This is a genomic window from Hymenobacter qilianensis, assembly GCF_014489555.1.
Classification (GTDB): Bacteria; Bacteroidota; Bacteroidia; order Cytophagales; family Hymenobacteraceae; genus Hymenobacter; species Hymenobacter qilianensis.
This window is the reverse complement of the sequence record NZ_CP060784.1, coordinates 3,367,546-3,393,277: the sequence shown is the minus strand read 5'-3', so window position 1 is coordinate 3,393,277 and position 25,732 is coordinate 3,367,546. Positions and strand designations below refer to the sequence as shown.

Sequence of the window (25,732 nt, the reverse complement as noted above, 5' to 3'; positions counted from 1 at the left end):
ACAGGGTTTTCTGTACTCTATAAACTGAGGTAATCAGCGAGGCGTGCATTATTGAAGGCTTCTGTTAGCATGGTTTGCAGCCACAAAAACACTGGTCGGTTGGTACAAAAGCAGCGCACTCGCTTACCTTCCATGAGTTAAAGTCGCAGATTTGGGTTGAGCCTTACTACTGGACATGAAAAGTAAAATCGGCTGTTTATGCGCCATTTAACTTCCCGGCTATGAGTAAAAATGTCCTTTTAGGAATCCTAGGACTTTGTATGCTCGCATTTGTTGCGGCATTTTTCATTGGTCGACTCCAGCGGGCAACTCCTGCCCGCATTCCTCAGCCCACCAGCCGGGCAGTGAGCGCCCGCCGGACCGAATCGGCGGCAGCGGTAGCCCGGCGGGCCAGAATGCAGGATTCGGTGGCCGCCGTCCTGCTGGCGCAAAGCTCTGCTGCCGCCCCAGACGAAAAGGAGGTGCCCGCTGAAAAGGAGCTGGCTGAGGAGCCAGTTTTGCCCCCCACGCCCCCCGCTCCTCCCCAGCCTTCCCCGGCTGAAATAGCGGCCGCCAAGCAGCGAGCCGCCGAAAACCGGATAGCCATAGCCGCCCGCCGCGCCCACGCCGACCAGCTGCCCGACGAGTTCAAGAAATACTATGCCCAGGAATTGCCCGAAGACGCTATCTCGGATGAGCTGAACGTCCGGGCCCGCGTCTCGGGTGCTCAGGCCGAGAATATTACCCTTTCCTCGCCCGCATTCAATGAAGACAACAAGGATTTCGTGCTCGAGCAGGTGCGCAGCGAGCTGACCGAGCTCGGCTTCAAGCAGGTATCCATCACAAACGGCAAAGGCTTCACGACCAAAACCCGCTTTTAAAGCCAGACAGCAAGTTGGCTTTTAGCGCTTGAAGTAAACCGTGAAGGTAGAGCCCACTCCTACTTCGCTTTCCACCTCAATTTTGCCCCCCGCATTCTCCACCATCTTCTTGACCATATACAAGCCCACGCCCGAGCCTTCCACGTGCGTGTGGAAGCGCTGAAACATCTGAAACAGCTGACGCTCACGCGTCAAATCAATGCCTAGGCCGTTGTCCTGTACTTTCATCACCACGTGCGCATCTTCTTCGTGGCAGTGCAGGCTTACCTGCGCCGGGCGGTCGGGATGGCGGTATTTGAGGGCGTTGCTGAGCAGGTTATAAACCACGGAGCGCAGGTTTTTCTCCGAAAAAGCAACCACCGGACAACGCAGCACATCCACTTTCAACTGCGCATCGGCTTCCTGAAGCAAAGGAGCCAGATCCAAGCGCACATCTTCCACTACTTCCGCCAGCATCACCTGACTAACGGCCTGCCCATGCTCCTTTTGCAGCTTCGAAACGTCAGTTAGGTGATTGATGGTGGATTTGAAGCGGTCCACTGCGCCCTGCATCAGCTCCAGAATGTAGTCTACTTCGCCCGACCGGTCTTTCGTGGGCAACTCTCCCGATAACACACTTACCAGGCCCTCGATGTTGGTAATAGGCGCTTTCAGGTCGTGGGAGGCCGTGTAAATAAAGTTGTCCAGGTCGACGTTGATGCGGGTGAGTTGGTCGTTGGCGGTTTGCAGCTCCGCGTTCAGGGCCTGGGCTTTGTCGCGGGAGGTGCGCAGCTTTTTGGTCAGGCGCTGCAACGCCAGCTCGGCCAGCTTCTGCTCGTGCACATCGATCACCGTGCCCACCATGCCCTCAAACTCGCCGGCTTCACTAAAATGGGGCAATCCGCTGTCGGTTACCCAGCGATACACGCCGTCGTGGCGCCGCAGCCGGAAGAGCTTATGGTAAGGGGCGCGGTTGGCGTTTGCCTCTACAAAGGCAGTGCCCGCAGCGGCGGCATCCTCGGGATGAATGGCTCCCACCCAGCCCATGCCCAGGGCCTCGGCGGTAGTTTGGCCGGTGAAGGTATACCAGGGCTGGTTGAGGTAAGTACAATATCCTTCGGGATCAGTCACCCAGAGCATAGCCGGCGCGTTGTCGGCCATCAGGCGAAAGGACTCTTCCCTCTCTTCCACCATGCGCCGGGCCAGCACCTGCGCCGTTACGTCCTGAGCAAACACGAATATCCCATCAATGGCCCCCTGCCCGTTGTGTCGGGCCTGAAAGGTAAAGCTCCAGTAAATCTCCTCCATCGGGGCATCTCGGTAGCGGGCCAGCATCAGGGGCAACTCGTGCGCCACATAGGTTTCTCCCGTTTGGTAGACTTGCTTTAATATGCCGGGAATGGACGTATCGGCCAGCTCAGGCAAGGCTTCCAGCAGAGGCTTGTCGAGCAGGTCGCGGCCGGGAAAAATTTGCTGGTAAGCAGGGTTTACCAACTGATACACCAGCTCAGGCCCGTCGAGAATGACGATGGGTGTGGGCGCTTGCATGAATAGCTGATCCAGCTGCCGCTGCTGGGCCTCGCGCCGCTGGCGGGCCAGTACCTGGTCGGCCACATTGTAGGCGAAGGTGGAGATGCCCACAATCTCGCCGTTTTCGCGGTAAGCCTGGTAGGTAAAAGTGAAGTACATCTGCTTGGGCGGACGGCCATCGGGCTGGGCAATCAGCAAGGGCAACTCCTCACCGAAGTAGGTTTCTCCGGTATGGTAAACGTTATCCAGCAAGTCCACAACGCCCGCCTCTACGGTTTCAGGCAATGCTTCGGCTACGGAGAGACCAAGCAGCTGGCGGTCGGGGAAGAAAGCCTGATAGGCGGCGTTGACATACTCGTAGCGATGCTCGGGCCCGCGATGAATGCAGATGGCAGCCGGGGTGTGCTCGAATATCTGATAGATGGCTTTGCTGGCTTGGGCCTGGCGCTCGGCACCCGCCCGCAGCTCCGACTGGAGTGCTTCGGCCTGCTGACGGGCACAAAACTGCTCGGTTACCTCAAAGGCAAACACGAGTATGCCGTCAATCTGTCCGCGCTCATTGCGGCGGGCCTGTTGAATGTAGTTGAAATAACGGTCCTCCAGCACCCCATCGGGCCTGGCAACGGGAACGAGGATGCCAAGCTCTTCGTGTGTTACGCCTGTCTGATAAATTTGACGGAACACCTCCACCGACGAATGATTGGCTAGCTCGGGCACCGCCTCCACAAAGGGCAGCCCCAGCAGCTGCCGCCCCGGCAACAGACGCTGGTAGCCGGGGTTTACCAGCTCAAATACAAAGTCAGGCCCCGAGAGAATGCAGATGGCAGCGGGCGCTTCCATAAACAGCCGTTGCAGCTGCTGCCCTTGCCGTTGAACTTCGGCTTGGGCCTGAGCTACTTCTATGAGGGTGCGGGGTTGGTCGGGCGTATCGCTCAGGCTTACCAGTAAGCTCTGGCCCGAGCGGCGGACGGCCAGGCGGTAGTAATTTTGGTAGCCATCGGCCTGGTACTGCACATCTTGCTGCCCAGGCTCCCCGGACTCGAACGCGTGGAGATGGAGGGCGAACGTGCCATATGCCTGACTTCGCGGCCAGTGCTGCAAGTGCGTCAGGGCGGGCTGCTCAGGCAGGCTCAGCATGCGCTGGGCGGCAGGGTTCACGTACGCAAAAGCAAAATCAACGACGCTGCCGCTGCCATCCGCATCGTATACCGGACGATAAATAATCAGCCCGGTAAGCGATACATCGAGCACGCCCCGTAGCACCTCATCCAGCGGCTGCAGGTCATGCAGACCAGGCATAAGTGAGTTCGGGACAGTGTCAGAATGGAGCATTTTGTGGCAGAGAAAACAAAGGCGACGGGCATAGGGGCCCGCACGAACAGCGCAAGCTGGAGAGCTAAGATAACAGCGCTGTAAGGAGCATAAACCAAAAAAGTGCTCAGACTTCTCAGCTTAGGGCGAAGTTCTGAACACTTTTTTTAAGCTTATTATCTTAACCAGCTACAAGAATCAGGAAGTTATATAAGCAGCAGATGTAACACTCGCCTCCTGAAAAAGCCCCCCAGCGCTTATTTTAAGTGTTCGCGCAGCAGCTTGTCCAGCACAGCAGCGGTTTCGTCGGGATAGTTTACGGGAATGGGCTCACCAAACTGCAGCCATTGGTCGAGGCCATCGAGGTGCTTGTCTTTGAGTCCTTTCACTACAGGCACGCCCATCCTGGCCAGCGCGGCGGCGTTGCACGCCTGCTCATACTGGTTTTTCATGGGCACCACAGCCAGCTTCTTGCCCAGAAAGAGTGCCTCGGCGGGCGTCTCGAAACCGGCCCCGCACAGCACACCGGCGCTACGGGCGAGGCTATCGGTGAAGGCCGCGCCGCTTACGGGGCGTACGCGCACATTGCCGTACTCCGCTTCCTTTTGGCTGTGCTTGCTGAATACCTCCCAGCGCGTGGTACGGCTGAGGTAGCGCAGGCGCGCCACCAGCGTTGCCTCGTCGTATGCCGGCAGATACACTGTGTAGTGCTCCTCATTGGCAGGAGTCAGGGCGCGCACCTGCCCCCGGATGACGGGCGTGTACGTGCCTTCATCGTAGCGCTCGAAGTGAAAGCCGTAGTGAGCCGTGGCGGGGGCGTAGTGGCGTAGCACCATACGGCCAACCACGTCGGGACGCTTGGGCCGGGGGGCATTTTTGGTCAGCACAGCGCTCTGATGGCTCAGGGAAATGCACGGCACATGGCGCAACCGGCACGCCCACGCCGACACCGGCTCGAAGTCGTTGATAACCAGATCGTACTGCTCTACCGGCAACTGCCGCATCTCGCGCACGAAAGCGGGAGCATTTACTTGTCCAAATGTTTTGGTAAAGCTGATACCGCCACTTTTTCCAAACACGAAGCCCATGCCGTGAAACTGATACTGCACCGGAAAGGGCAAGGCCAGGTCGGCCGGCGGACCGCTCACGAGCACATCGAGGTGGGAGGCGCGCTCCTGAAGCAGCGGAATAATATCGCGGGCCCGGCTCAGGTGGCCGTTGCCGGTGCCTTGAATGGCGTAAAGAATACGGGGCAAGAGAATGAGATTAAACGTGAAATAATAGAGCAACTGTTGAGGTAGCAAGCTCCGTGCTATTTCGGCATTTATTTGGGTTATATGTAGATCGGGCTTTATAAAGCAACATTAAGTCTACTTTCCAATCCTGATTTCTACGACCAGCGCCGCTTCCGGAGCGCCAGTCACCTGATCGGCCGAAGCAGACCCGCCGCAAAGATCAGGGCGGCCCATGACCCCAGCGTTACCCCGTTATAATAGGTTTGTCATGCTTTTTGCTATGGCGCGGCTATGCCGTCAAGCTTCAGCTTGGGGCGGCACTCCACTCCTGCTTTTATCGCGCTACAGCGCAGGCTCATTTTTCCTTCTTACTTATTTCCATGAAAAAACTTTTACTCCTCTGCTGCCTCGTATCATCCTTTGCTGCTACGGCCCAAAAAAGCCAAAAGTCCAAGGACAAAGAAAAGGAGAAGGAAGAGCGCAAACAGCGCTATATGATTCCCCAAAAGGATAAAGACTGCGCTTATATCTCCAACGTGACTAAGAATACGGGCGAAGACTCCGAAGCCGCTGGCACCGCCACGCGCCTGGCTTATCGCCCCTACGAGGAGCTGCTGACCGAAATCAACGCCCTGCGCAAGATGAATAACTGGGCCGACACGACATATCAGCGCCGTTTCAACAGCCTGCCCGCCGGTGGCAACTTGGTGGTAACCATGTATCGGCGTGGTGCTCAGAACGCCGACCCTAGCCTGCTTACCATCACGGCCAAGAATAAAGCCGGGGAAGAAGTATTCAGCCAAACCCCAGCCGCTGGTAATGGCCGCTTCTGGAACCGTGACCTCTACAAGAGCGAGCGGACTATTCCATTTGTTAAAACCGAAACGCCACAGCCCCTCACCGTTATCATCACCGACTCCAAGCTCCAGCAGAACTTCGAGTACGTGGTAGATCCGCAGGGTTAATTTAAACGTCAGGCAGAGCGGCAGCGAAGCATCTCGCGTGCTGACACTGGATTACTAATCCTGCAAAACACGCGAGATGCTTCGCTGCCGCTCTGCCTGACGTTCACTACGTTCTTATCCTTTTGCCTTCCGCAATTGGGCCCACTGCACGGCTATAATGGTTTTGGCATCTTGCAGGGGTTCGGCAATCAGCTCTTCCCAGCTAAATTCTTCCGCCGTCAACTTTTCGCCCTCGCTGGCCTCACCGCCGCCGGGGGCGATTTGCTGGCTTACCTCCGCATAATAGATGGTAATGCGCTCCGCATTGGCCCCCGGAGATGGATACATCTGGATTATTTGTTCTAAATGATCAACTTTGTACCCTAATTCTTCTTTGATCTCACGACGCAGCGCCTCTTCCGGGCTTTCCCCTTCCTTGTCGAGCATGCCGGCTGGCAGCTCTAATACGTCGGCCTCGGCACCTACACGGAACTGACGGACCAGTAGATAACGTTGGCGGGTGGTATCCAGCACCAAGGCCGCTACGGCCTCACCGGGCTCGAACCGGATGCGCTGGTACTCCTCGGGGCCATCCTGCACCGTGAGTTCACTAAGTTTGTAAAAGCCTTTGTAGAGGATTTTCCGGTCCTTTATGTTCATAGGGCGTAAGCTTGGCGTAAAAACGTTGGATTTTATCGGAAATAACTGAACCAGGCGCGGCGCCTGGCTCTGGTTATACGTTCAACCGCCGCAATCCGCTTACGCTCCCGGCAACGCTGGGGCTTTTTCTCTTTTTCGACCGGTTTCTGAAGCCGCGTTTCTTGTCGGCTGCCGCCTGCTGTACTAGTTAGGGGTGGCTCCTTTTATCTTTTTCAATGTCATTCGACGAACTCAATCTGATTGATCCTATCCTCCGTGCCTTGCACGAGGAAGGCTACACCACGCCCACCCCTATCCAGCAGCAAGCCATTCCGCAGGTGCTGGAAGGCCACGATTTGCTGGGCGTTGCCCAAACGGGCACCGGCAAAACCGCTGCCTTTACTGTTCCGATTCTTCAAATTCTGACCCAGACGGCCAAAGTAGCGCACGTGTCGCACTCGCGCATTCGCTGCCTGGTGCTTACACCTACCCGCGAGCTGGCCATACAGATTGGCGAAAGCTTCGCGGCTTACGGTCGCCACTTGCCGCTGCGCCACACCGTTATTTTTGGTGGCGTAGGCCAATTGCCCCAAACCAACGCCCTGCGTCGCGGCGTGGAAGTGCTCATTGCTACGCCCGGTCGTCTGCTCGACTTGATGAACCAAGGCTTCGTGGACCTGCGCCACGTGGAAGTATTCGTGCTCGACGAGGCCGACCGCATGCTGGATATGGGCTTTATCAACGATATCAAGCGTGTTCTGCCCAAGCTGCCGACCGCTCGCCAGACGTTGTTTTTCTCGGCTACTATGCCTGGTCCTATTCAGGAGTTGGCCAGCACGATTCTGAAGCCAAACCCGGTGAAGGTGGCCGTTACGCCCGTGTCAAGCACGGCCGATACGGTGGCCCAAGCCGTGTACATGGTTGATAAGCACGATAAAGCCGACTTGCTGGAGCATTTGCTTTCTGACAAGAATATCCGCCGGGTACTCGTATTTACGCGCACCAAGCACGGCGCTGATAAAGTGGTAAAAACGTTGGTGAAGGCCGACATTGCCGCCGAAGCTATTCACGGCAACAAGTCCCAGAATCACCGGCAGCGCGCTTTGTCCAACTTCAAGGCTGGCAGCATCCGCGTGCTGGTCGCCACCGACATTGCCGCCCGCGGCATTGATGTGGATGAGCTGACGCACGTTATTAATTACGAAATCCCCAACGAGCCCGAAACCTACGTGCACCGCATTGGTCGCACGGGCCGGGCCGGAGCCAATGGTATTGCCCTTTCCTTCTGCGAAGACGAAGAGCGCGCTTACCTTCAGGACATTCAGAAGCTGATCCGCCGCCAGATCGACGTGGCTACGCACCCTTTCCGCTCCACGGCTATTGCGCCCGTGCTGCTAAACGGTCGCGAATCCATTCCGCGTCCGAAGGGCCCGGCTGGTCGCCCAGCGCGGCCCGGCCGCGAGGGTGGCGGCGGTGGACGCCCAGCCCGTGCTGGCGCTGAGTCAGCGAGCCGCGGTGGTCAAGGACGCCAGGCCGCTGGTCCGCGCTCTTCTTCCCCCGGCCCGCCGGTGGCGAGCGCACGAGCAGCGGTAGCAGTGGTGGGGGGCAAAATCGTCGTCGCTACGGCAGCGGCGGAAATGGCCGATAGCCACTCAGCAAGCTAACACTAAGCGGGGCCGACAAGTAGTCGGCCCCGCTTTTTTGTGAAACAAAACGGTGTTCTTTAGCCTTATATTCTTGGAAGTCGTCCAGTACTTGTCTCAACCCGATCTACCCTTTTATGGCTAAGAGCACTCTTCCCGTTATTCAGGCCCTGCGCGACACGGCTCAGCGCCTCGCTACTCAGGCTCCTTATCAATGGGGCCACATGGGCAGCTGCAACTGCGGCCACCTTGCCCAAACTGTCACGCGCCTCACGAAAGCTGAGATTCACGCCCGCGCCATGCAGCGCTACGGCGATTGGGAGCGCCAACTAATCGACTATTGCCCCACCAGCGGCCTGCCCATCGATCAAACCATTGACGAAATGCTGGCTTTAGGCTTCTCGCGCGAAGATCTGACGCACCTCGAACGCCTCGCCGACCCTACCATTCGGGCGGCAATTCCCTTTGAGCGTCGCAATGCTCTCCGCCACAATCAGCGCGACGACGTTGTACTCTACCTGCGCACTTGGGCCGACTTGTTGGAAAACTCTTTACTAGCCGACATCAGCCTCCCCGATTTTGCCCCCCAGCCCGCTCCGGTTCCCACCACCGAGCAACTAGCAACGGTGTTGGTCGACTAATAACAAGGGCTAACTCTCATAGGCAAACTGACTAGCAATGCAGAAGCCCCACCTGACATAAGTCGGGTGGGGCTTCTGTGTTATATTCTGAGGTCTATCTACTACGCCGGGCCAGTATAGCGGCCGGCCTTGAAGTAACTACTGTTGAATGGAAGGTTCGCTGCTCTGTGCCTTGCGGTACATCTCCGTGCGGTGGGCACGCTTGTAGGCCGCATCGGCGTTGGGATCTTCCTCAGCGTTTGGGGCACTGAGCAAGACGTCGTCATGAGGATCGAGGCGCAGGAAGCAAACAGCAGAAGCAGACGGAATTTTTTCATGCGCCAAAGGTAAGCACCCCCGTCAAAACTCCCAACTGCTATGCTAAACGAAAAAGCAGCTTTGAGAACGCAACAAGTTATGTATGGCTAATCCCATATACCAAGTGAGGTAGCAATGCACCTGCCCACACCCTTCCGCCAGATAACATTTGAAAACTAAGACGAAAGAGCGAGCATATTAAGACCGATAAAAAAGCCGTGTAGGCAGGCCTGATAGATGGTCTCACTATGCGTTCAAACTCGCGGCACATTCAAGAGCTAGTACTAAAGCCTTTAGCGCCCTGCCACCCTCCTGTCACTTTCACTTTTAACATGAATTAACCATGTCAAAAGGCTTAGTAATCTCTTAAAATCAGCGCAGCAATGACAACCAATTAATTATAGCCCTTCTTTTGCAATCAAGCAATAAACTCACAGCCTCCAAAACAGCACACGAATACTACTAGTATTACTTTGATAAAATTGCTGTAAACATCTGATTATTCGGTATATATGATTAAAATATCTGCAAAACAATATCTATATCATATACCTGCTTTCAACTATGATTATCCTTATTGATACAGACATAATTTTCATGCGTATCCTATGGATAAATCACCTTTTACGCACAGCCCAAAAACCCATAAAAACAGGTCAGACCTGATTGTACTTCGGTTGGTATAAAAGGCTGCATACCCCTTATACAGCATTTTAAATATTTGTGTCTTGTAGGGCTAAAAAACAGGGCTATATACGTATCTGAAAACGCCTCACGCAGGCGGTTTCAGAGGGATATACGCCGGGAGTTGGTTAAGTAGTTTGGCTACCTTAAGCAGGCAAGAGCAATACCCTAACCGGGCATTTCCGGCTGGTATGCAGAAAAGGTGCCATCATGATAAAAGATCACGATGCGGCGAATCGTTTTGCCTGGCTCCGCGAAAGCTGACAGCAAATCGGGGGAAGCGGGCGCCGGGGTAGCAGGTGCCTGGGGGGCGTTTTGCGGCGCAGCAACAGCCGCTGATGGAGCAAGTGCAGGCTGAGTGGCCACCTCCGGTGAAGCTGGCCGAGGCGCCTCCATGCTTTCGGGCGCAGGAGCGGCGTACACTGGAGCCGGCGGGGCAGGAGTAGATGATGCTGGCTGTGCAGGCGGGGCGGCCGTAGCAACGGGCACAGTGGCTTCTTGGGCATGTGCTGCCGTGCGTTTAGGGCGTGGCTTAGCCGCTGTTGGACCTGGGCTAACGGGTATTGCGGTGCTTTCTAGGGCGGCTGGAGCTAGGGTAGCAGGTTGAGAAGCAACAGAAGCCATCATGGGGCCTTGCCCACTCAGGAGCCACGGCAATGATATGTCTGGAAAGGCTGCGATTATTTTCTGGACAACCTCAAGGCTTGGCTTATTGCGCCCACTAAGCACATGGCTTATAATAGGACGCGCCAGGCCCAGCGCATCGGCAAATTGAGTAGGACTCAACTGTCGGGTCTGTAAAATCTGCCGGATGCGCTCAACCATAATATGTGCTGGACTAATGATTTACAAATGTACGAGTATGAAGGAATCATTGGTGCATCACGATACTAGTTACATTTATAAACTATACATGCTCATTGCGTTACGTATGTTAACAACAGTAAATAATAGTACAGCTGTTTACAAATGTCAAATATAAACTCATATAGAATTACGTGCGCCTACTGTAAGCTGATTTTGCTGTTATCCACACAGATTCATCAGGAGCAGGTAAAGGATGGTCAAAGAGGCAGATCTTAAAATTTACAGCAGCAAAAAGCCCCCACGAACGCTAAGTCGCGGGGGGCTTTTTTGGCTAAGAACCTTATCTAATACACTCGAAGAAGATACAGCCTAAGTACGAAATCCTTAGTTGAAGTACTGCTGAGCTAGCACCTTATCATGCCCATAGATGTCGTCGCGGAAATGCACGCTCCCACCTTCATCTACCCACGCTGTGAAGTAAACCAAATACACGGGCAGCTTTTCGTTTAGTGTTATGTACTTCTCTTTGCGGGCCTGTATGGTATCCGTGATAGTCTGCCGGTCCCAGCCGGGCTTGTTGCGAAGCAGATATTCCGCCAGCTTGATGGGCTCCTCTACCCGCACACAACCATGACTAAAGCCACGCTTGGTTTGGTTAAACAACTCATCGTTGGGAGTGTCGTGGAGGTAGATATCGTCGGAGTTCGGGAAGATAAATTTCACCTCACCCAAATCGTTTTTAGGGCCCGGACGACGACGCAGTGTATACTTAAACGTCTTCTCGTTCACGTTGGTCCAGTCAATAGAACCGGGATCGACGGGCACTGCTTTGGCTCCGTATCCCTTCACCACTTCCATATCCAGATGGTCTAGGTAGCTAGGATCGTTGGCCAGTTTAGGAGCCAATTCTTTCTGGATGATGCTCATGGGCACGTTCCAGTAAGGCGACAAAACCACGTATTCCAGCTTGTCGCTGAACACCGGCGTGGCGTTCAAAGTCTTGCCCACAATCACACGCATATTGAACACTTCCTTGTTGTCCTCAATAACGTGAAGCTTATAATCGGGAATATTAACCAGTAAATAATCTGGTTCAAATCGTTTGGGAATCCAGCGCCAGCGCTCCATGTTCAGCATGATCTGATCGATGCGATCGGCCAGCGGCACATTGAGAAGACGCAAGGTTTCTCCTCCAACTACGCCGTCGGGCTTGAGGCCATTTTGCGTTTGAAAGGCCTTCACGGCATCTACCAACTCGCCTTCATAGACAGCGGCCGGACTCGTATTAGCGGTCGGTGCAGCAGCGGCGCCGTTGTTATTTACGGGCTGCACCGGCGTCACTTCAGGCTCAGCTTTGCCCCCAGCAGACGCTGCCGCAACTGCGCAACGGCCGGCGATGAACTCCCTGGTTTCAACTTGGTGCCAGCCGGAATGATAGGCCAGCCGCCATTGCGCTGCAACGCCCGGTAGTCAGCCAAGGCCTTTTTCAGGGCATTATACTCCGGGTGCAGTGGCTCAAATTCGTAGTAAGGATAGGTGCTTTCCCGCTCCTGAAGGATCGTCATCAGGGCCTTGTGCAGCTTGATCTTGTTACGTTTTACGCGCCAATCTATATTCTTGACTTCGCGCGGGCTTACCGTCCCCCGATAAAAATCGGAGGCCCAGTTGAAATACGTGCTCGATAAGGCTACATCAATCTCCTTTTCCAAGGCATTGCGCTTGGTCGAATCGGATTGCACTGCCTCCAGATCGGCAAAAAGCTTATCGAAGTCCTTGATTTTGTAGTCTTTAGGATTCAGGCCTTCATCGGCGGCTTTTTCCAGCACCCCAAGCATTGTTTTGGCCTGCGGCACCAGCTCATGGTTTCGGAACCAGCCCAGGCGGTAGTCCCGCTCCTTATAAAACTTTTTGCCCCAATCGATGTGCTCCTTGAAAGCAGGCTCAGCGCTCATCTGTCGAATTACGTAGGTGCTGTCCAGCTTGGGCTGAGGGCCACCTGCTTTAGTGAGCGCACCGGGGAGAGCATCTTTAATTTGATCCTTCTGATCCTGGCTGCATGATGAGGACGTGGCAAGCACCGCAAGGCCCAGCAGCCAAACCATGAAGGTGGAGAGAAAAGAAAAGCGAAAGAGAGATTTCATATGTAAATAAAGAAGCGACAGAAAACGCAAATAGTACCAAGCAACCTCCTCAACAAACCTGAACCTAAGATAGGTCCCTGGTGGCGGCTTGGGCGTTCTACTGCATTCGGCCCCGCGAAGTTTCCGCAGGGTTACGAATACGCCTCGGTTGGCAATATACATGTTTTGCTTCCACACTTGTATACTGCGTTGCTGCTCCCCAGCGAGGGTTTTGGCTACCTTTACTTTCCTCGCCCTCCTTTTTGAGGAAAAGATTAAATCGCACTTTTTGGATTTTGCCAATGCCCACTTCCTCTGCTCCTGCTTCTTTCCCCAGCCCCGATCCGCACAGCTACGCCCGCCCTGCCGAAGCCCGGGTTCATCACCTAACCCTTGAGCTAAGCGTTGACTTTACGGCGCAGGCACTCACGGGTCAGGCCACGTGGCAGTTTAGCAACCCCGGCGGTGCCCCCGATATTTATCTGGATGCCCGCGACCTTCTGATAGAGTCCGTCTTGCTCGACGGCCCTGATGGTCCGGCTACCACCTACGAGTTGGGAGCCCCCGACGAGGTGCTGGGTCAGGCCTTGCGCATAGCCGTGAAGCCGGCGACTACGGCTGTCACCATTCGGTATCAGACCTCACCCGAGGCAGCCGCTTTGCAGTGGCTGCCTCCTATCCAAACCGCCGGCCGGGAGCAGCCATTTTTGTTTACCCAGTCGCAGGCAATTCTGGCGCGCACCTGGCTTCCCTGCCAAGACTCGCCCGGCGTGCGCTTCACTTACAATGCCTGGGTGCGGGTGCCGGCCCATCTGCTGGCGCTGATGAGCGCCGAGAATCCGCAGGCAAAGGACCCGCAGGGCGAGTACCACTTTCGGATGACGCAGCCCATTCCTGCGTATCTCATGGCGCTGGCTGTGGGCGACCTAAGCTACACTCCCATCAGTGCCCGCACTGGCATTTATGCCGAACCTGTAAGCTTGCCAGCGGCTGCCTCGGAATTCCGAGACCTGGAAAAAATGGTAGCAACAGCCGAGGGCTTGTACGGACCTTACCGCTGGGAACAATACGATTTGTTGGTTTTGCCCCCCAGCTTTCCTTTTGGTGGAATGGAAAACTTAAGATTAACATTTGTAACACCTACCGTAATCACCGGCGACCGTAGCCTGACCAGCTTAATAGCGCATGAGCTTGCTCACTCCTGGTCGGGCAACCTGGTTACAAATGCAACGTGGAATGATTTCTGGCTAAATGAAGGCTTCACGGTCTATTTTGAGCGGCGGATAATGGAGAAGCTATATGGCCCCGCCTACGCCGCTATGCTTCAGATGCTGGGTTATAAGTCGTTGCTCCATACCATAGAGGAAATTGGCCCCCAAAGCCCCGACACCCACCTCTACCTCAACCTTGCCGGCCGCGACCCAGATGATGGCCTTAATGATATTGCGTACGAAAAAGGCAATTACCTCCTCCTCACCCTGGAGAGCCTTATAGGTCGCTCCCGCCTCGACGCCTTTATTAAGGAGTACTTCGCGCAGCACAGTTTTCAGAGCATGGACACGGTTTCCTTTGTGGCTTACCTGCGCCGTGAGCTCCTGGATCGGGAGCCCGGCCTCGAAGAAAAGCTGCAGCTCGACGCCTGGATCAACGGGTCCGGTATTCCGAGCGGGGCCCCGGCCGTAACATCCGAGCGCTTCGCGGCGGTTGATGCCGCGCGGCGGCAGTGGGAACGTGGCACGCCGGCCGCCGACCTGGTGGTGTCGGAGTGGAGCACGCATGAGTGGGTGTACTTTATACAGGGGCTGCCTACGGATTTGTCCAGGGGGCAAATTTCAGAGTTGGATGCGGCCTTCGCGCTCACCCAATCCGGCAACGCCGAAATTCTGACTGCCTGGCTGCCGGTTGCTTTGGCAACCGGCCATCTGCCGGCCGAGGAAGCTACCCAGCGTTTTTTGCTGCGTGTAGGCCGACGTAAGTTTTTAACTCCTCTTTATAAAGCGCTTCTGGCCCTCCCCGATGGGCTGGCCCGCGCCCAGGCAATCTATGCCCGCGCCCGGCCCAACTATCACGCCGTAGCTACCAGCACATTTGATGCGCTACTGGGCCGCCCGGCCTAAATCTGAAGAAGAAAAAGGGCCGAAAGTAAGAGATTTGAGTTGTTGAGTTGTTAAGCGACCAGTTACCCGCTCTGCCAGGGGAGCTACCCTAGGCCACGCATGGCCCGAAGCTTGCTTGAATTTGGAGCTGACTGCTCTGTTGTTTTTTGTGTTGAACTAGTATAGAATGTTGGTATTGGAAAATCTAAAACCTCTCGGTAAACTGATTGCCATCGGTGGCAATGAAGATAAAGGCACTTACCCCAACCCCCGCACCAAGAAGAAATATTACCTCAACTTCTTTGAGTTAGGTATTCTGAAACGCATTGTAACCGAATCGGGGAAAGCCGACCCGCGCATTGAGGTTGTTACCACTGCCTCCATGATTCCGGAAGAGGTAGCCCGCATTTATGTGGCTTCCTTTGCCATGCTCAATTGCTTGAACGTGGGGGTGTTTGATATCCGGGTGCCCGAGGATACTGACCGGCCTGAGCACCTGGACCGCCTGCGCGACGCCGACATTATCATGTTTAGCGGGGGCAATCAGTCGCGGCTGACCGAAATGTTCGGCAACACCGAGTTTCTGCGTGTGCTTACGGAGCGCTACCACAACCACCCCAATTTTATCATCGCCGGCACTAGCGCCGGGGCCATGGCCATGTCAAAAGTCATGATTCGGGGCGGCAGCGTGCCCGATGCCCTAATGAAAGGTGCCGTCAAAATGGGTACGGGCCTCGCCCTGATGCCTAAAGTTGTCATTGACTCTCATTTCGTGAAGCGCGGCCGCTTCGGCCGGCTCATTGAGGCCGTTGCCCTATACCCCAAGCTCATCGGTATCGGTTTGGGTGAGGACACCGGTATACTTATCACGGAGGGCAATCTGATTGAAACCATCGGCTCCAACCTGGTCGTGATTATGGACGGGCACAACTTGGAGCATAACAACGCCAGCCTAGCGAAGAAAGGCGCAGCCCTTTCCATCGAAAACATGGTGCTGCATGTGCTCATCAAAGGCAACGTGTATAATATAGAGGAGCGCAAGTTCTACCCAAGTAAGGCAGTTTTGCCCCCCATAGCTTCGCCCAAGCCTGAGTCGCAGGTGAGGTAGAATACTTCTTGTTTCTTCACTAAAAAGGCCGCGCTTCCAAGGAAGCGCGGCCTTTTTAATTGACAAAGCTCGATATCTAAGGTCAGCGTACCACTCCTTATATATATGTCGCAGTCTGAATGCAGCTATTTATCCTCATAAATAGCGGTGAAAAGTGGGCTTTCGGAAGTGATGGTGCCTCTATACATGCCACTTGAATTGAAGGGCAGCGCTAGATTACCGGCGCCATCTACCGCTATCAATCCACCTTCGCCCCCTACTGGCTCTAGCTTATCGTGCACCACGATGCGGCAGGCTTCGGCTAAGCTCAGGCCACGGTATTCTATGAGGCAGGCTACATCGTAGGCAGCTACGGCACGCATAAAGTATTCGCCCGAGCCAGTGCAGGAAATAGCGCAGGTTCGGTTGTCGGCGAAGGTGCCGGCCCCAATAATGGGCGAGTCGCCGATGCGGGAGTAGCGCTTGTTGGTCATGCCGCCGGTGCTGGTGGCCGCGGCCAGGTTGCCGTGCTGGTCGCGGGCCACCGCACCCACGGTTCCCATTTTCTTGGGCTGGGGGGCTTTTTTCGATTCGCTGTGGTCAAGCTGAATTCCCCCCGACTCCAGCGCTTCCTGCAATTGGTCGTGGCGATGCTGGGTGAAAAAGTACTCGTCGGGCTGGGTGGGCAGGTTGTGCTCGCGGGCAAAATCCTCCGCACCCGGCCAGGCCAGCAGCACGTGGTCCGACTTTTCCATCACCATGCGAGCTACGCTGATCGGGTTTTGCAGATTGCGCACGCCTGCCACGGCGCCTGCGCTTCGGTCTCGCCCGTCCATGATGGCCGCATCCATTTCGTGGCGACCATCATGGGTGAATACGGCTCCTCGCCCAGCGTTAAACAAAGGTGAATCTTCGAGCACACGCACCGACGCTTCTACTGCATCGAGGGCGGCGCCGCCCTGGCGCAATACGTCGTGGCCCGCTTCGAGCACCTGCCGGAGCGCGGCGTGGTAGGCCTGCTCCTTTTCGGGGGTCATTTGGTCGCGGGAGATGGTGCCGGCCCCGCCGTGTATGGCCAGTGCAAAGGTGGATTTCATAAGCAAGAAATGGGTGGATACGCCTGAAAGCGCAAAATATAGACAAACCCTGGGTAGCTTCGGGAACCAGTTTCGGGTGTTCCTGGTCCTACTAGGTACGCATTCAACGGACCGGAGTTCGACCCGTTTTATTAACCGAAACGGGTTTTTTTTCGTACGTTTGACTTCCCATTTTCATCATTTCAACTATTCCTTTTTTATGGCTTACGACGCTACCGGCCGCCTGCACGAGATTTTCGACGAACAGCAGGTGAGTGAAAAATTCCGCAAGCGCGAGTTCGTGCTGGAAGTCCAGGAGGGCCAGTACCCCGAGCATATCAAGTTCCAATTGGTGCAGGATAAGACAGCCCTGATAGATCCTTTCAAAATCGGCGACGAGGTAAAAGTGACGTTTAATCTGCGTGGCCGCGGCTTCAACAAAAACGGCCAGATGCTGTACTTCACTAACCTGGAAGCCTGGCGCATCGAAGCTGGTGCAGGTGGCGGTGCTCCCGCTGCTGGCGGCAACTATGGCAATCAGCAGCAAGCGGCTCCCCGCGCTGCGGCCCCCGCTCAGAACCAAAACCCGAACCTTCGCGCTCAGCCCGCCGCTCCTATCGCCGGCGACGACGACAACGATCTTCCTTTCTAAGCGCTCTGCTTTGCGAAATCTTCTCAATGCCGCCTTCTACCGAGGGCGGCATTGTTTTTTTCGGCTGGGGGGCTTTTTTACTTAGATTTTGTTTCAGATGATGGTCTTGAGTCATGCAGAGCGGAGCGAAGCATCTCGCGTGTTGATTTGGGTTACTAACCTCACATCAGCACGCGAGATGCTTCGCTGCGCTCTGCATGACGTTCTTTTTTGCTTTCATTACTTATCGCATGCCTTTTTGATCAAAGACACTTTTTCATCTTGAAAAGCCGTTTACTGCCTAACCACTGCCTGTTTTTCAACGTCTGCCCTTCTAAAGCGTACGTTACCTCAATTTTTGCCCCCCACTACTGATTTTGTTTTTTTCTGATGACCGCGTCCTCTGAATCAAATTCTCCTCCCCTGCGCGGTAAAACGGCCCTCATTACTGGCGCTTCCGGCGGCATCGGGCTGATAACGGCTCGCGAGCTGGCACGGCGCGGCGCCCGCGTAATAATGGTGTGCCGCAACCCGGAGCGCGGCGAGCAAGCCCGCACGGCCATCCGCGAAGCCATCGGTGCCGACGCTCAGCTCGATTTGCTGCTCTGCGACCTGTCGTTGCTGGCCAACGTGCGCACCCTGGCCGAGGAAGTAAGCCGCCGCTTCGATCAGCTTGATATTCTGGTGAATAACGCCGGCATATTTCCGGGCCCGCTTACCATCACCGAAGAAGGCCACGAGCTGAGCTGGGCCACAAATCATCTGGCCGTATTTGCGCTGACCAATCTGCTGTTGCCGCAGCTGCTGGAAGCTCCGAAAGCGCGTATTCTTACCGTAGCCTCCGAAGCGCACTGGCTGGGTGAGATAGAGACTTCGGCCGAAGCCCGCAATGCGCGCGAAAAATACAGCTCGTTCACGGCTTACTGCGACTCCAAGCTAGCCAACATCATGTTCACGAGCGAGTTAGCTCACCGCCTAGACCTCACGAAGGTAACGGCCAACTGCCTGCACCCCGGCATGGTAGATACGGGCTTGGTCCATCCTGGAAGTTCACCCTTGATGAAAGCCATGTGGTGGGCCGCCCGGCCATTTATGATCAGCCCGAGAAAGGCGCCCAAACCAGCATCTACCTGGCCTCTTCGCCTGAGGTGGAAGGAGTTAGCGGCAAGTATTTCAAAAACCGCAAACCCAGCCGTGCCTCCGGCCGCTCCCAGAGCCGCCCCGAATCTGCCCGCCTCTGGCGCCTCTCGCAGGAGGAAACGGGCGTGGAATAACAGATAAGTAGTTAATTATCAGCACGTTTGATTTTCTTAGCTGGCTCTTCAGGGCAAGTTTTTAGTTCAACATTAGTGCATAGCCCATGCCTACGCTACAGGAGTTGATTCGGGAAGGCGAAGGGGAGCAGGTGGAATTTAAAAAAAAGACCACGCACCCGACGCGCATTTCGCGCACCCTGGCTTCCCTGGCCAACACGCGCGGTGGCTACGTGCTGGTCGGCGTCGATGATGACGGGCGAATTGTGGGCGTGCGCGATGCCGCGGAGGAAATACATGTGCTGCGCGAGGCGGCCACCCATTACGTAGATCCGCCTATCCTGCTCACGTTCAAAGAAGTAGAAGAAGACAACCGGACAGTACTCATCGTGACGGTGCGCGAAAGCGCCCACAAGCCCCACCGCGCTCAAGTGGCCGAGGGCGACTGGCGCGGCTACGTGCGCGTGCGCGACCAGAGCGTGCAAACCAGCAGCCTCACCGAAAAAGTGCTGCAACGCGAAGAGCCAACCTTCGAGAAAATCCCGCTGAACAAAGATGAGCTGGCCGTGCTCGATTACCTGCGCACCAATCCGCGCATCACGCTGGCCCAATACCAAAAACTCATCAATGTAGGACAGCGCCGCGCCTACCGCACCCTCATCAAGCTCGTTCTGCACGGTTATCTGCGCCATCACGACAAGCAGAAGGAAGTGTATTATACGTTATAAAGTGATTATAAAAGGCAGTCATGCAGAGCGAAGCGAAGCATCTCGCGTGTTTAGTAGAATTAGTAATCAGACGACCGAGAGCGAGATGCTTCGCTGCGCTCTGCATGACCGCCTGATTTAGGCGAACACAAAAAAGCCCCCCAATTGACACTTGGGGGCTTTTTCGGGCGTAAGCAGCTTACAGTTCGCTGCTGCTCTCGCGCGATTTTTTCTTTTCGTCCTTGGCGGCTTTCTTTTCTTTGGCCGTCTTGGTCGGCTCTTTCTTTTTCTCTTTGCGGGCGTCTTGTGCTTTAGCCATGACTAGAACAGATGAAGGTGAGAGGTGGACGTATTAACGCAGGCAGCTTCGCTTGTGTTGTGCGCTTTAAAGCTACAATAACGGCAAATACCGTTCATGTAAAATTGTTAAATGATGCGCTTCATGGCCCGGCACCACATGCACCAGCGCCCGCACACTGATGGGGTGCTCGTTGGCCATACCCACCTTGTCGAGGATGTGGGGGGCAAATGACCGGTACAGCGCTACGGTACTGGCGCGCACGGCGGCGTGCTCGGCCAGCAAATCTGCCAGCGGGCGGGTGTTGGCTTCCGAAGCCTGGGCGTAGGCGTTTTCATCAAAGCCCGGCAACGACTGCTGGTCGCCGCGAGCAATGCACAGGGCGCGGTAGGCAAAAATGCGCTCTGAGTCCAGTATGTGCAGAATCATCTCCTTAATGGTCCACTTTTCGGGGGCGTATGCCAGCAGCGCCTGCTCATCGGTGAGGGCGCCTAGCAAAGCCCGAACGTGGGCGCCTTGTTTTTCCAGCAGCTCCACCGGATCGATGCTGTCGGGTACGTGCCGGAGGTAGTTTTCGTAATACGCGGGATATTCGCCGCTGATGGGCTGCTTAATTACAACTGACTCCGCTGGCACTGGGGTTTCAGCGGTCTGGGGGGCTTTTTTGGGTGCCAGCCGCCGCTGCCGGTTCAGACGCTGAGAGCTGCCCCAGTTCCGCTTGGAAGGCAGAGCGCCGGCGGGCAGCCAGGCATCGGAGGGCCGGGATGGTGTTTTGCCGAAGGCCCAGCGCAGAAAGTCGGGCATAATGCGGCCCCAGGTTTCCTGGTTGTGGCGGCCGCCAGCCACTTCTACGTAGCGAATATGCTCATCGGGAACACCCTGCCGAGTCAGTTCCGCCAGCAGGTCCAGCGTATCTTCAATGGAGTCGATGATGCCGTTCTTGTTACGGTCGTTAGTCTCGTCCAGCGTACCGGTTTGGAGCCAGAAGCGGTGGCTGGGATGCGGCTGGCCCGAGCGCACGAGCGCATGCATGATGCGGTCGGCATCGATGTAGCCATCGTCAAAGGCTTTGCGCCGCCACCAGAATGAGCCGGAAAAAACGCCCACCCACGCAAACGCGTCCGGGTTGCGCCACACCAGGTCGAAAGCCATGAGCCCGCCTAAGGAAAACCCCGCAAAAACGGATTGCTCCGGGTCGGAGGTCACGTGGTATTTCTGCTGCACATAGGGCAGCAATTCTTCCAGCACAAAATCGGTGTAGAGGTGCGCTTTGTTGCCGCGCTCCAGGTAATCGGGGCGGCCGGCGGTGCCGTATTCGTGCATGCGGTCGCCGGCGTGAATGGCAATCAGCACGAACGGCCGCAGCGCCTGCTGCTGATACAGCGCATCGAGGGTGGCTTTTAGGCGCAGGCGCCGCAAATCCTGGCCATCGTTCAGATACAAAACCGGATAAGGCCCGTGCCCGGCAGGATCGAAGGCCGGCGGCAACACCACATCCAGCCGCACCGTACGCTCTAAAGAAGCTGAACTGAGCGTTTCGTCGCGTACTATTTGTACGGTGGCGGCTTGGGAAGGCGAAAAAAGTGACTGATTCATTACTAAAAGCTAAATCGGCGGACGCTATGTTAGGCTTGCAAGGTACCTTTTTCCGGTTCTTAGCTCATGCTTACATGGTGCAATGAAATATTTCATTACTTTTCTCCAACTCTCCTCTCCCTCTAAGTCCTGACCATTTTGCACGAAGAATACCGCACCTTTCACTCCCAGCATCTTGGCCATGCCATCGAAATGCTGGTTTTTGGTACGCACGGGTACCCTATCGTCATTTTCCCCACCTCGGGCGGACGCTATTACGAAGCCAAGGATTTTCTGCTGGTCGAATCGGTACGCTGGTTTATTGAGTCGGGCAAAATCAAGCTTTTTTGCCTCGATAGCCGTGACCACGACAGCTGGTATGGCAAGCACCTGCACCCCGGTGAGCGGGTCCAAAACCACAACCGCTACGACCGTTTCCTTAGCCAGGAATTCGTGCCCGCGCTTCAGCAGGAGTGCCACGTCGATAAGATTGGCGTAGCCGGATGCAGCTTCGGCGGCTTTCACGCCCTCAACTTCGCCTTCCGCCACCCCGAGCAGGTAGCTTATCTATTTACGATGGGCGCTGCTTTCGATATGCGGCGCTTTCTGGATGGGCACTACGACGAAGACGTGTACTACAACAATCCGCCACAGTACATGCCCGATGCCCAGAACGAGCATTTTCATCAGATGAATATCGTGCTCGGCACTGCGGAGCACGACTTCTGCCGCCCCGGCAACGAGGAAATGTCGGGCATTCTGCACAACAAGGGCATCCGGCACTGGCTCGACATCCGGCCCAACGGCAGCCACGACTGGCCCATCTGGCGCGAAATGTTTCCGCACTACTTGTCCCAGATGTAAAAAAGCCCCCAAGCCCGTTCACAGCGTCGGGCTTTGCCCTACGCCCTTTCATATTGAACACCTCCCTAAGTCTTTAACCTCTACACCATGAAAAAAATCGGAATCCTCTTTGGCCAGGAAAACACGTTCCCGCAGGCTTTTGTCGATCGGGTAAATGAAAAAGCCGGCGGCGAATTCACCGCCGAGTTTGTCTCCATCGACCAGGTCGAGCAGAACGTACCCACCGACTACGCCGTCATCATCGACCGCATTTCCCAGGATGTCCCTTTTTATCGGGCCTACCTCAAAAACGCGGCTCTGACCGGCACCGCCGTCATCAACAACCCTTTTTGGTGGAGCGCCGACGAGAAGTTTTTCAACAATGCCCTGGCTGTGCAGCTTGGCGTGCCCGTGCCGCGTACCCTACTGCTGCCCTCCAAAGAGCGCCCCGACGACACCAGCGAACGGTCGTTTCGCAATCTGCGAATGATGGATTGGGACATGGCTTTCGAGAAAATCGGGTTTCCAGCCTTTATGAAGCCTCACTCCGGCGGCGGCTGGAAAAGCGTGTATAAGCTCCACAACCCCGAAGAGTTTTTCCGCGCCTACGCCGAAACCGGCCAACTGGTAATGCTGCTTCAGGAAGCCATTGAGTTCGACGATTATTTCCGCTGCTACTGCATCGGCGGCAAAGAGGTGCTCATCATGCCTTACGAGCCCCGCAACGAGTTTCATCAGCGCTACGCCACCCAGATGAAAACCACCGGCCCGGCCGGCGAAAAGCTTCTGGCTACCATTAAAGATTATGTACTGCGCCTCAACAAAGGCTTGGGCTACGATTTCAACACCGTAGAATTTGCCGTGCGCGACGGTATTCCAATCGCCATTGACTTTGGCAACCCTGCTCCTGATGCTGACGTGAACTCCGTAGGTCAGCAGAATTTTGAGTGGGTAGTGGAAGCCGCCGCCAACCTTGCCATCGAGAAGGCCCGCGCCTACCAGCCCGGCCGCGACAACCTAACCTGGGGCACGTTCGTGCAACGTTCGGCTCAGAACGGTTTCCAGGATTCGATTCCGGCCGGCAAAACGGTGGCTGCTAAAAAGCCAACCGCTGCAAAAGCTGCGGCGCCAAAGGCCGCGGCCGCTCCTAAGAAGGCAGCCGCTCCCAAGGCCGCAGCCCCCAAAGCTAAAAAAGCTCAGGAATAGTATCTGGGGGGCTTTTTCTAAGGAATTAAAGTAGAAAAAGCCCCCAGCACTTTTCGCGGCATCTCTTCCCATTGATAAGTAAGTAACGTTATGGCTAAGCCTGTTTTTACGCTCGGAATAGAGGAAGAATTTCAAACGATTGATCCGGAAACCCGCGATTTGCGCTCTCACATGTCGCAGATTGTGGAAGGGGGCCAAATGATTCTGCAGGAGCAGGTGAAGGCCGAGATGCACCAGTCGGTGGTCGAGGTGGGCACTACTATTTGCCAGAATATCGAGGAAGCACGCCATCAGGTGATTCATCTGCGCCAGCAGGTGATTGAGCTGGCCGATAAGGTTGGGCTGAAGATTGCCGCCGCGGGCACGCACCCGTTTTCGCGCTGGCAAGATCAGCCCATCACCGCTGACGTACGCTACGACAAGATTGTGGAGGAGCTGCAGGATGCCGCCCGCTCCAACCTTGTATTTGGTATGCACGTGCACGTGGGCCTCGAAACCCGCGAACTGGGCGTGTACATGATGAACTCGCTGCGGTATTTCTTGCCGCACATTTTCGCTTTATCAACCAACTCACCTTTTTGGGAAGGTCGCGAAACGGGCTACAAGTCGTTCAGAACCAAGGTGTTCGAGCGGTTTCCGCGCACGGGCATTCCGGAGCACTTCGCCAGCGCCAGCGAGTATGATGAGTACATTGCCTTGCTGGTAAAAACGGGCTGCATTGATAATGGCAAGAAAATATGGTGGGATTTGCGCCTCCATCCGTTCTTCAACACCATCGAGTACCGCGTCTGCGACATGATGCTGCGCGCCGATGAAGCCATTGCGCTGGCAGCTGTGATGCAGGCATTGGTAGCCAAAATTTACAAGCTCAGAATCAGCAACTTAAGCTTTCGGCAGTACCGTAAGGCGCTCATCAATGAGAATAAGTGGCGGGCCGCCCGCTACGGCATTGCCGGCAAAATGATTGACTTTGGCAAGCAGGAAGAGATTCCGACCCGCACGCTCATCCTCGAACTGCTTGATTTTGTGGATGATGTGGTAGATGATTTGGGTAGCCGCCAGGAAGTAGAGTACGTGCTGAAAATGCTGGAAATGGGCACCGGCGCCGACCGTCAGCTGGCCGTATTCCGTCAGACAGGCGACCTGAAGCAGGTAGTTGACTTTATTGTCGCGGAAACCAGTTTCGGTCTTTGATTTTTGTTATGATAATTGGATAAAAACGTACTGACAGACAACTGCGTTGTATCTTGCCAATGAGTGTAGACCTCACAGACCCATTGGGCAACTGCTGAGGTCTAATTTTTTCCAATAATTGGCTGATTCTCTGTAGTAAGCACCGTTGCATGAAGTTTTTGAAGATTGCCATTTTAGATATGTACGACAACCGGCCTAACGAAGGCATGCGTTGTATTTTGCGGTTAATTCGTCAGGCTCAGTCTGATGGTGCGGCTTTGTATTTCGACATTTTTAACGTCCGGGCCAATAGTGAGTTGCCGACGTTGGACTACGATATTTACATCTCGTCGGGAGGTCCGGGCAGCCCGCTTCCTTCCGATGAGGCTTGGGAGCAGCCCTATTTCGCGCTGATTGACAGCATTTTTGCTTGGAACAGCATTCATGTACGCAAAAAGCACTTACTGCTCATTTGCCACTCCTTCCAATTGGTAAGCCGGCACTTAGGTGTTGGCACGCTAAGTAAGCGCAAGTCCACTTCGTTTGGCATTTTTCCTATCACCAAAACAAGCGATGGCAATAACGACTCCTTGTTTGCGTCATTGCCGGCCCCGTTCTACGCCGTCGATTCGCGCGACTATCAGGTAATTGAGCCTGATGCTAACCACATGGCAGACCTGGGCATCAAGGTATTGTGCCTAGAAAAAGAACGCCCACACGTACCATTGGAGCGGGCCATCATGGCCATCCGGTTTACGCCTCAAATAGTTGGCACTCAGTTTCATCCGGAGGCTGATGGCGAAGGCATGCTGCGATACTTCCTGACCGATGCGAAGCGCCAGCAGATTGTGCAGGAACATGGCGAAGACAAGTACAACGATATGGTGCGCCTGCTTCAGGACCCTGGCACCATCGAATTAACGGAGTCAGTGGTGGTGCCCACATTTCTACGCGAAGCTATTACCGCGCTATCAGCGCCTGAGGCTACATTGCAACCAGCATAGCAAGCATCAGCACAGGCATTTAGTTAAATGAACGTCAGGCGCCATGCAGGTGGAGCCTGACGTTCTTTATTTTGCGTACACTTGCCCAACCTT

22 protein-coding genes are annotated in these 25,732 nt (G+C 55.3%); 13 read left to right on the top strand and 9 right to left on the bottom strand.

Going from position 1 to position 25,732, the window contains the following annotated elements:
* The first annotated feature begins 260 nt into the window (after positions 1-260).
* Positions 261-860, top strand: a complete 600-nt coding sequence (locus H9L05_RS15410; protein ID WP_187731691.1) for a hypothetical protein — start codon at positions 261-263, stop codon at positions 858-860.
* A gap of 21 nt (positions 861-881) precedes the next feature.
* Here the strand turns inward: H9L05_RS15410 and H9L05_RS15405 are convergent, their stop codons facing one another.
* Both H9L05_RS15405 and H9L05_RS15400 read right to left on the bottom strand, forming a co-directional pair.
* Complete coding sequence (locus H9L05_RS15405) at positions 882-3,668, bottom strand: PAS domain-containing protein (RefSeq protein WP_187731690.1); 2,787 nt, start codon at positions 3,666-3,668, stop codon at positions 882-884.
* Positions 3,669-3,937: 269 nt separating this feature from the next.
* Entirely contained in the window at positions 3,938-4,936 is a 999-nt protein-coding gene (locus H9L05_RS15400; protein WP_187731689.1) for a glycosyltransferase family protein, read from the bottom strand.
* 359 nt (positions 4,937-5,295) lie between these two features.
* Between H9L05_RS15400 and H9L05_RS15395 the strand changes: the two genes are divergently transcribed.
* Positions 5,296-5,880 carry a hypothetical protein gene (locus tag H9L05_RS15395; RefSeq protein WP_187731688.1) on the top strand — a complete coding sequence of 195 codons (585 nt, stop codon included), beginning with the start codon at positions 5,296-5,298 and terminating at the stop codon, positions 5,878-5,880.
* 114 nt (positions 5,881-5,994) lie between these two features.
* Here H9L05_RS15395 and H9L05_RS15390 read toward each other — a convergent pair whose 3' ends face one another.
* Positions 5,995-6,519 carry an NUDIX domain-containing protein gene (locus H9L05_RS15390; RefSeq protein WP_187731687.1) on the bottom strand — a complete coding sequence of 175 codons (525 nt, stop codon included), beginning with the start codon at positions 6,517-6,519 and terminating at the stop codon, positions 5,995-5,997.
* Between the two features lie 215 nt (positions 6,520-6,734).
* On the opposite strand from H9L05_RS15390, the gene H9L05_RS15385 reads away from it, so the two are divergent.
* Complete coding sequence (locus tag H9L05_RS15385; protein WP_187731686.1) at positions 6,735-8,162, top strand: DEAD/DEAH box helicase; 1,428 nt, start codon at positions 6,735-6,737, stop codon at positions 8,160-8,162.
* Between the two features lie 116 nt (positions 8,163-8,278).
* Positions 8,279-8,782 carry a hypothetical protein gene (locus tag H9L05_RS15380; RefSeq protein WP_187731685.1) on the top strand — a complete coding sequence of 168 codons (504 nt, stop codon included), beginning with the start codon at positions 8,279-8,281 and terminating at the stop codon, positions 8,780-8,782.
* A gap of 138 nt (positions 8,783-8,920) precedes the next feature.
* Here H9L05_RS15380 and H9L05_RS15375 read toward each other — a convergent pair whose 3' ends face one another.
* From H9L05_RS15375 to H9L05_RS15360, 4 genes are all read right to left on the bottom strand, one after another.
* Positions 8,921-9,106, bottom strand: a complete 186-nt coding sequence (locus H9L05_RS15375; protein ID WP_187731684.1) for a hypothetical protein — start codon at positions 9,104-9,106, stop codon at positions 8,921-8,923.
* 825 nt (positions 9,107-9,931) lie between these two features.
* Positions 9,932-10,588: a helix-turn-helix domain-containing protein gene (locus H9L05_RS15370; RefSeq protein ID WP_187731683.1), complete on the bottom strand. Its 657-nt coding sequence runs from the start codon at positions 10,586-10,588 to the stop codon at positions 9,932-9,934.
* Between the two features lie 366 nt (positions 10,589-10,954).
* Positions 10,955-11,911, bottom strand: a complete 957-nt coding sequence (locus tag H9L05_RS15365) for a L,D-transpeptidase family protein (RefSeq protein WP_187731682.1) — start codon at positions 11,909-11,911, stop codon at positions 10,955-10,957.
* The gene (locus H9L05_RS15360) at positions 11,908-12,711 is read right to left on the bottom strand and encodes a L,D-transpeptidase scaffold domain-containing protein (RefSeq protein ID WP_187731681.1); all 804 of its coding nucleotides are present in this window, start codon (positions 12,709-12,711) and stop codon (positions 11,908-11,910) included. Before H9L05_RS15360 ends, H9L05_RS15365 begins: the two co-directional genes overlap by 4 nt.
* A 281-nt stretch (positions 12,712-12,992) precedes the next feature.
* On the opposite strand from H9L05_RS15360, the gene H9L05_RS15355 reads away from it, so the two are divergent.
* Both H9L05_RS15355 and H9L05_RS15350 read left to right on the top strand, forming a co-directional pair.
* On the top strand, positions 12,993-14,807 hold the full coding sequence (locus H9L05_RS15355) for a M1 family metallopeptidase (RefSeq protein WP_187731680.1): 1,815 nt from the start codon (positions 12,993-12,995) through the stop codon (positions 14,805-14,807).
* A 166-nt stretch (positions 14,808-14,973) separates the two neighbouring features.
* Positions 14,974-15,894 carry a cyanophycinase gene (locus H9L05_RS15350; RefSeq protein ID WP_187731679.1) on the top strand — a complete coding sequence of 307 codons (921 nt, stop codon included), beginning with the start codon at positions 14,974-14,976 and terminating at the stop codon, positions 15,892-15,894.
* 125 nt (positions 15,895-16,019) lie between these two features.
* Here H9L05_RS15350 and H9L05_RS15345 read toward each other — a convergent pair whose 3' ends face one another.
* Positions 16,020-16,970, bottom strand: coding sequence for an isoaspartyl peptidase/L-asparaginase family protein (locus tag H9L05_RS15345; RefSeq protein ID WP_187731678.1), 951 nt, complete (start codon positions 16,968-16,970; stop codon positions 16,020-16,022).
* 199 nt (positions 16,971-17,169) lie between these two features.
* Here H9L05_RS15345 and H9L05_RS15340 point away from each other — a divergent pair, with 199 nt between their 5' ends.
* The 3 genes from H9L05_RS15340 to H9L05_RS15330 all read left to right on the top strand — a co-directional run bounded on the left by H9L05_RS15340 (position 17,170) and on the right by H9L05_RS15330 (position 19,561).
* Complete coding sequence (locus H9L05_RS15340; protein ID WP_133272501.1) at positions 17,170-17,601, top strand: DUF3127 domain-containing protein; 432 nt, start codon at positions 17,170-17,172, stop codon at positions 17,599-17,601.
* Positions 17,602-17,970: 369 nt separating this feature from the next.
* Positions 17,971-18,861, top strand: coding sequence for an SDR family NAD(P)-dependent oxidoreductase (locus tag H9L05_RS15335; protein ID WP_187731677.1), 891 nt, complete (start codon positions 17,971-17,973; stop codon positions 18,859-18,861).
* 79 nt (positions 18,862-18,940) lie between these two features.
* The gene (locus tag H9L05_RS15330) at positions 18,941-19,561 is read left to right on the top strand and encodes an AlbA family DNA-binding domain-containing protein (RefSeq protein ID WP_187731676.1); all 621 of its coding nucleotides are present in this window, start codon (positions 18,941-18,943) and stop codon (positions 19,559-19,561) included.
* Between the two features lie 370 nt (positions 19,562-19,931).
* Here the strand turns inward: H9L05_RS15330 and H9L05_RS26310 are convergent, their stop codons facing one another.
* Positions 19,932-21,434 (bottom strand): alpha/beta hydrolase-fold protein, encoded by a 1,503-nt coding sequence (locus tag H9L05_RS26310; protein ID WP_308422034.1) that lies wholly within the window; start codon positions 21,432-21,434, stop codon positions 19,932-19,934.
* Between the two features lie 138 nt (positions 21,435-21,572).
* Here H9L05_RS26310 and H9L05_RS15320 point away from each other — a divergent pair, with 138 nt between their 5' ends.
* The 4 genes from H9L05_RS15320 to H9L05_RS15305 all read left to right on the top strand — a co-directional run bounded on the left by H9L05_RS15320 (position 21,573) and on the right by H9L05_RS15305 (position 25,639).
* Entirely contained in the window at positions 21,573-22,277 is a 705-nt protein-coding gene (locus H9L05_RS15320; protein WP_223284485.1) for an esterase family protein, read from the top strand.
* 87 nt (positions 22,278-22,364) lie between these two features.
* The gene (locus tag H9L05_RS15315; protein ID WP_187731675.1) at positions 22,365-23,462 is read left to right on the top strand and encodes an ATP-grasp domain-containing protein; all 1,098 of its coding nucleotides are present in this window, start codon (positions 22,365-22,367) and stop codon (positions 23,460-23,462) included.
* A gap of 90 nt (positions 23,463-23,552) precedes the next feature.
* The gene (locus H9L05_RS15310; RefSeq protein ID WP_187731674.1) at positions 23,553-24,656 is read left to right on the top strand and encodes a carboxylate-amine ligase; all 1,104 of its coding nucleotides are present in this window, start codon (positions 23,553-23,555) and stop codon (positions 24,654-24,656) included.
* A 149-nt stretch (positions 24,657-24,805) separates the two neighbouring features.
* A complete protein-coding gene (locus H9L05_RS15305) occupies positions 24,806-25,639 on the top strand; it encodes a type 1 glutamine amidotransferase (protein ID WP_187731673.1) in 834 nt (277 codons plus the stop codon).
* Positions 25,640-25,732 lie beyond the last annotated feature (93 nt).

Excerpts from the sequence above, each read along its gene's own strand:
- H9L05_RS15410 (WP_187731691.1), top strand. The coding sequence starts at position 261 with ATGCTCGCATTTGTTGCGGCATTTTTCATTGGTCGACTCCAGCGGGCA.
- H9L05_RS15405 (WP_187731690.1), bottom strand. The coding sequence starts at position 3,668 with ATGCCTGGTCTGCATGACCTGCAGCCGCTGGATGAGGTGCTACGGGGC.
- H9L05_RS15395 (WP_187731688.1), top strand. The coding sequence starts at position 5,296 with ATGAAAAAACTTTTACTCCTCTGCTGCCTCGTATCATCCTTTGCTGCT.
- H9L05_RS15390 (WP_187731687.1), bottom strand. The coding sequence starts at position 6,519 with ATGAACATAAAGGACCGGAAAATCCTCTACAAAGGCTTTTACAAACTT.
- H9L05_RS15385 (WP_187731686.1), top strand. The coding sequence starts at position 6,735 with ATGTCATTCGACGAACTCAATCTGATTGATCCTATCCTCCGTGCCTTG.
- H9L05_RS15380 (WP_187731685.1), top strand. The coding sequence starts at position 8,279 with ATGGCTAAGAGCACTCTTCCCGTTATTCAGGCCCTGCGCGACACGGCT.
- H9L05_RS15370 (WP_187731683.1), bottom strand. The coding sequence starts at position 10,588 with ATGGTTGAGCGCATCCGGCAGATTTTACAGACCCGACAGTTGAGTCCT.
- H9L05_RS15360 (WP_187731681.1), bottom strand. The coding sequence starts at position 12,711 with ATGAAATCTCTCTTTCGCTTTTCTTTTCTCTCCACCTTCATGGTTTGG.
- H9L05_RS15355 (WP_187731680.1), top strand. The coding sequence starts at position 12,993 with ATGCCCACTTCCTCTGCTCCTGCTTCTTTCCCCAGCCCCGATCCGCAC.
- H9L05_RS15350 (WP_187731679.1), top strand. The coding sequence starts at position 14,974 with ATGTTGGTATTGGAAAATCTAAAACCTCTCGGTAAACTGATTGCCATC.
- H9L05_RS15345 (WP_187731678.1), bottom strand. The coding sequence starts at position 16,970 with ATGAAATCCACCTTTGCACTGGCCATACACGGCGGGGCCGGCACCATC.
- H9L05_RS15340 (WP_133272501.1), top strand. The coding sequence starts at position 17,170 with ATGGCTTACGACGCTACCGGCCGCCTGCACGAGATTTTCGACGAACAG.
- H9L05_RS15335 (WP_187731677.1), top strand. The coding sequence starts at position 17,971 with ATGACCGCGTCCTCTGAATCAAATTCTCCTCCCCTGCGCGGTAAAACG.
- H9L05_RS15330 (WP_187731676.1), top strand. The coding sequence starts at position 18,941 with ATGCCTACGCTACAGGAGTTGATTCGGGAAGGCGAAGGGGAGCAGGTG.
- H9L05_RS26310 (WP_308422034.1), bottom strand. The coding sequence starts at position 21,434 with ATGAATCAGTCACTTTTTTCGCCTTCCCAAGCCGCCACCGTACAAATA.
- H9L05_RS15315 (WP_187731675.1), top strand. The coding sequence starts at position 22,365 with ATGAAAAAAATCGGAATCCTCTTTGGCCAGGAAAACACGTTCCCGCAG.
- H9L05_RS15310 (WP_187731674.1), top strand. The coding sequence starts at position 23,553 with ATGGCTAAGCCTGTTTTTACGCTCGGAATAGAGGAAGAATTTCAAACG.
- H9L05_RS15305 (WP_187731673.1), top strand. The coding sequence starts at position 24,806 with ATGAAGTTTTTGAAGATTGCCATTTTAGATATGTACGACAACCGGCCT.